Source organism: Amycolatopsis sp. NPDC058278 (assembly GCF_042881395.1).
In the GTDB taxonomy this organism is placed as follows: Bacteria; Actinomycetota; Actinomycetes; order Mycobacteriales; family Pseudonocardiaceae; genus Amycolatopsis.
The window spans coordinates 1-3,938 of sequence record NZ_JBHVXZ010000253.1 but is presented as its reverse complement, the minus strand read 5'-3'; the positions used below and the strand labels follow the sequence as shown (position 1 = coordinate 3,938).

Genomic DNA, 3,938 nt, shown 5'->3' with positions numbered 1-3,938 from the left:
GGGGGGGGGGCCCCCCCCCCCCGCGCGGCTTACCCTGGACATCCACGGCGGAAAGGCACCTGGGTGAGCGAGAGCGTCGGCGAACGCCTGCGTGAGCTCCGCACCGAACGCGGGCTCACGCAGCGCGAACTCGCCGGGCCGCAGTACTCCGCGGCGTACGTGTCGTCGGTCGAGACCGGCGCGCGGACGCCGTCGGGGGACGCGCTGCGGTTCTTCGCCCAGCAGCTCGGCATCGACGCGGGCGAGCTGCTCGGCGGCCGGTCCCCGCGCGAGCTGATCGAGCTCGACCTCGAGCTGATCGAGACGGCGGACCGGTTCCTCGCCGGCGACGCCCGCCGCGCCACCCCGCGGATGCAGCGGATCCTGCGCCGCGCCGAGCGGCTGGACCGGCCGCGGCAGGCGGGGATCGCGCTGCTGTGGCTGGCCGGGTATTCGACCGGCGACGTCCGCACCAAGTACGTCGCGGACGCCGAGACGGCCCTGTCGGGTGAGCCGCCGCCGGTGCGGGCGATGGTCGTGCCGCTGCGCGCGGCGGTGCTGACCGGCTGGGGTGAGGTGCAGTATTCGGTGCACCTGCTGGAAACCTGCCACGCCGAGCTGCTGCGCGACGGCTACCCGCAGCCGTCGATGCTGCTGACGCTGCGGGCCTGCCTGGCCGAGCGGCACCTGCGCCAGGGCGACCTGGAGCGGGCGGCCGAGTACGCCGGCTCGGCGTTGCGGCTCGCCCGGGGCGGCCCGGCGGTGCTCGCGGAGCTGACCCGCAGTCACGTCGAGGTGTGCCGCAGCCACCTGGCGGCGGACCGGTTCGCCGACGCGGCCGCGTCGGTCGCCGCGGCCTACGACCTGATGCAGGAACGGGCGCTGCACCCGGCGATGGCGTACTGCCTGCTGGCCAGGGCCCGGGTCCGCGGCCGGTCGGGTGACGTCGAGGGCGCGCTGGCCGACCTCGGGGCGGCGCGGGAGACGGCGTGGCCGGACGACGTCCCGGCCATCACCGTCGAGCTGGCCGCGGAATACCTCGCGGCGGGCCGGCTGGAGACGGCGGCGGCGCTGCTCGACCAGGTCCGCCCGGCGATCGTGGCGGGCACGGCGCTGGCCGCGGAGCTGCGGCTGCAGCTGGGCTCGCTGGCCAGGGCCCGCGGCGACGCGCGGCGCGCGGCCGAGGACCTGCGGGCCGCCGTCGAGCTCGCCACCGGCCTGGGCGCCCGCGGGGTGCTGGTCCGCGCGCTGCGGCCGTTGAGCGAGCTGCTCGGCGAGACGGGGAAGCAGGCGGAGGCGGCGGACGTGCTGCGGAACGGGCTCATCGCGCTGGGCGCGGAAGACGGCTGAACCGATTCCTGAGCGGTACTAACGAATCCCGATGATCGAGATCGCCCCGCGTTCGGATGGTGTCGCGGACAATCCCTACGAAAGTCGTTCCGGGACGGAACGCGGCGAGAATCCCCTGCTGCGACGGGGTTTGTACGAATTGATTCGATAATCCGGAACGTGCCGTTGGTCCGTTCGGCGCATTGACGCCCCGATCCGCTGATCCTTTACTCGGATGCGTCCGGACGCATACCTGCTGTTAGCACGCCGGACACGTCTCCTTTCCCCTTACCGGACCTCGATTCTGCCTTCATGGAAGGAAGACCTCGATGACCCATCGTGGGTTCAGCACGGGCTTGGCGGCCGCCGCCGGGCTCGCCATGACGCTCGCGTTACCGGTGACCCCGGCGAGCGCAGCTTCTCAGGCACAGCCCGCCGCTCCCGAAGCGGCAGCCGCCCGCGCGGCCGACCAAGCCGCCGCCAGCGGTCTCGACGCCCTGCGCCGCGGGCCGGCCGAATCGTTCCGGCGCGTCGGCCTGACCGCCGGCGGCGGTGGCCTTTTCTACGGCGCCTATCAGCGCACCTACCAGGGCCTGCGGGTCGTGGGCGGGGACGCGGTGGTCGTCGCCGACGGCGCCGGGCGCGTCCGCGGCACCAGTGCGGCCGAGACCGCGGCCATCACCGTCGGGACCCAGGCGCCCCTCGACGCGGCGAAGGCGGCCGCCACCGCGCGCGCTCAACTGCCCACTGTGGACAGTGTGAGCACGCCGGAGAAGGTGGTGCTGGCCGGGACGAGCCCGAAGCTGGCCTACGAGGTCGTCGTCGCCGGGCGCACCGCCACGGCACCGAGCAACCTGCACGTGTTCGTCGACGCGGCGACCGGGGCGGTGCTCGACAAGCGGGACGACGTGAAGACGTTCGCCTCCGGCGCGAAGGGGCAGGACCGGCCCGCCACGGTGAACGTCGCCGGCACCGGCAACAGCTACTACGTCGGCAACGTCTCCATCGACACGACGCAGTCCGGCAGCACGTACACGCTGCGCGACCCGGGCCGCACCGGCATCAGCTGCGGCCGCGAGGGCGGTTCCGTCTACAGTGGACCGGACAACAACTGGGGCAACGGCACCGGCACGGACCTCGAGACCGGCTGCGTCGACGTGCTCTACAGCGTCCAGACCGAGTGGAAGATGCTCGCCGACTGGCTCGGCCGCAACGGCATCAACGGCAGCGGCACCGGCTACCCGGCTTCGGTGGGCCTGTCCGACGTCAACGCCTACTGGAACGGCTCCTCGACGCACTTCGGCCACTCGCAGGACAACCAGCGCCAAGCCACCTCGATGGACGTCGTCGGCCACGAGTTCGGGCACGGCATCTTCCAGTTCACGCCGGGCGGTGCCGGTTCCGGCAACGAGAACGGCGGCATGAACGAGTCGACCGGTGACATCTTCGGCGCGCTGACCGAGGCCTACGCGAACAACACCAAGGACACCCCGGACTACGAAGTCGGCGAGGGCGTCAACCTGGTCGGCCAGGGCCCGATCCGCTACATGTACTCCCCGTCCAAGGTCGGGGACCCGAACTGCTACTCGTCGTCGATCCCGAGCACCGAGGTGCACGCGGCCGCGGGCCCGCAGAACCACTGGTTCTACCTGCTGGCCGAGGGCTCGAACCCGGGTGGCGGCAAGCCGGCCAGCCCGACCTGCAACAGCTCGAGCGTCACCGGCATCGGCATCCAGAAGGCCGGCAAGATCTTCTACAACGGCCTGCTGAAGAAGACCTCGTCGTGGAACCACAAGGCCGCCCGCAAGGCGACCCTCGAAGCCGCGATCGCGCTCTTCCCGGGCAGCTGCACCGAGTACAACGCCACCAAGGCCGCGTGGGACGCCATCTCCGTCACCACCGTCAGCGGTGAGCCGGCGTCGTGCAGCGGCGGCGGGCCGGACTTCTCGGTCGCGTTGAACCCGGCTTCGGGTTCGGTGCAGCCGGGCGCCTCGGCGACCACCACGATCAGCACCGCGATCACCTCGGGCGCGGCCCAGTCGATCACGCTGTCCGCCTCGGGCCTGCCCGCCGGCGCGACCGCGACGTTCAGCCCGGCGACGATCTCCTCGGGCGGCAGCTCGACGCTGACCATCGCGACGACGTCGTCGACCCCGACCGGCAGCTTCCCGGTCACCATCACCGCCGACGGGGCCAGCACCGACCACACCGCGACGTACGCGCTGACCGTGGGCACCACGTCGTCGTGCGCCCCGGTGACCAACTCGACGCGGCTGGACATCCCGGACTACCCGGGTGCCGCGGTCAGCAGCACCAGCACCGTGTCCGGCTGCGCGCGCAACGCGTCCGGCACCACCAAGGTCGAGGTGCACATCACCCACACCTACAGCGGTGACCTCGTCCTCGACCTGATCGCGCCGGACGGCACGAGCTACCGGATGAAGAACTCCAGCAGCAGCTCGACGCCGAACATCAACACCACCTACACCGTCAACGCTTCGTCGGAAGCCGCGAACGGCGCGTGGAAGCTGCAGATCAAGGACGTCGGCCCGGCCGACACCGGTTACCTGTCCTCCTGGACGTTGACCGTGTAGCACCCCCGACCCCGTGAAGGCCGCACCAGCCAGGTG

Annotated in this window: 2 protein-coding genes; both read left to right on the top strand. The window is 72.0% G+C overall.

Translation table 11 applies throughout. The features are described from left to right. The first annotated feature begins 63 nt into the window (after nucleotides 1–63). On the top strand, nucleotides 64–1,329 hold the full coding sequence (locus ACFVYA_RS49635; RefSeq protein ID WP_387055617.1) for a helix-turn-helix domain-containing protein: 1,266 nt from the start codon (nucleotides 64–66) through the stop codon (nucleotides 1,327–1,329). Nucleotides 1,330–1,637: 308 nt separating this feature from the next. Continuing rightward, a complete protein-coding gene (locus ACFVYA_RS49630) occupies nucleotides 1,638–3,902 on the top strand; it encodes a M4 family metallopeptidase (protein WP_387055615.1) in 2,265 nt (754 codons plus the stop codon). Nucleotides 3,903–3,938: the final 36 nt, after the last annotated feature.

Excerpts from the sequence above, each read along its gene's own strand:
- ACFVYA_RS49630 (WP_387055615.1), top strand. The coding sequence starts at position 1,638 with ATGACCCATCGTGGGTTCAGCACGGGCTTGGCGGCCGCCGCCGGGCTC.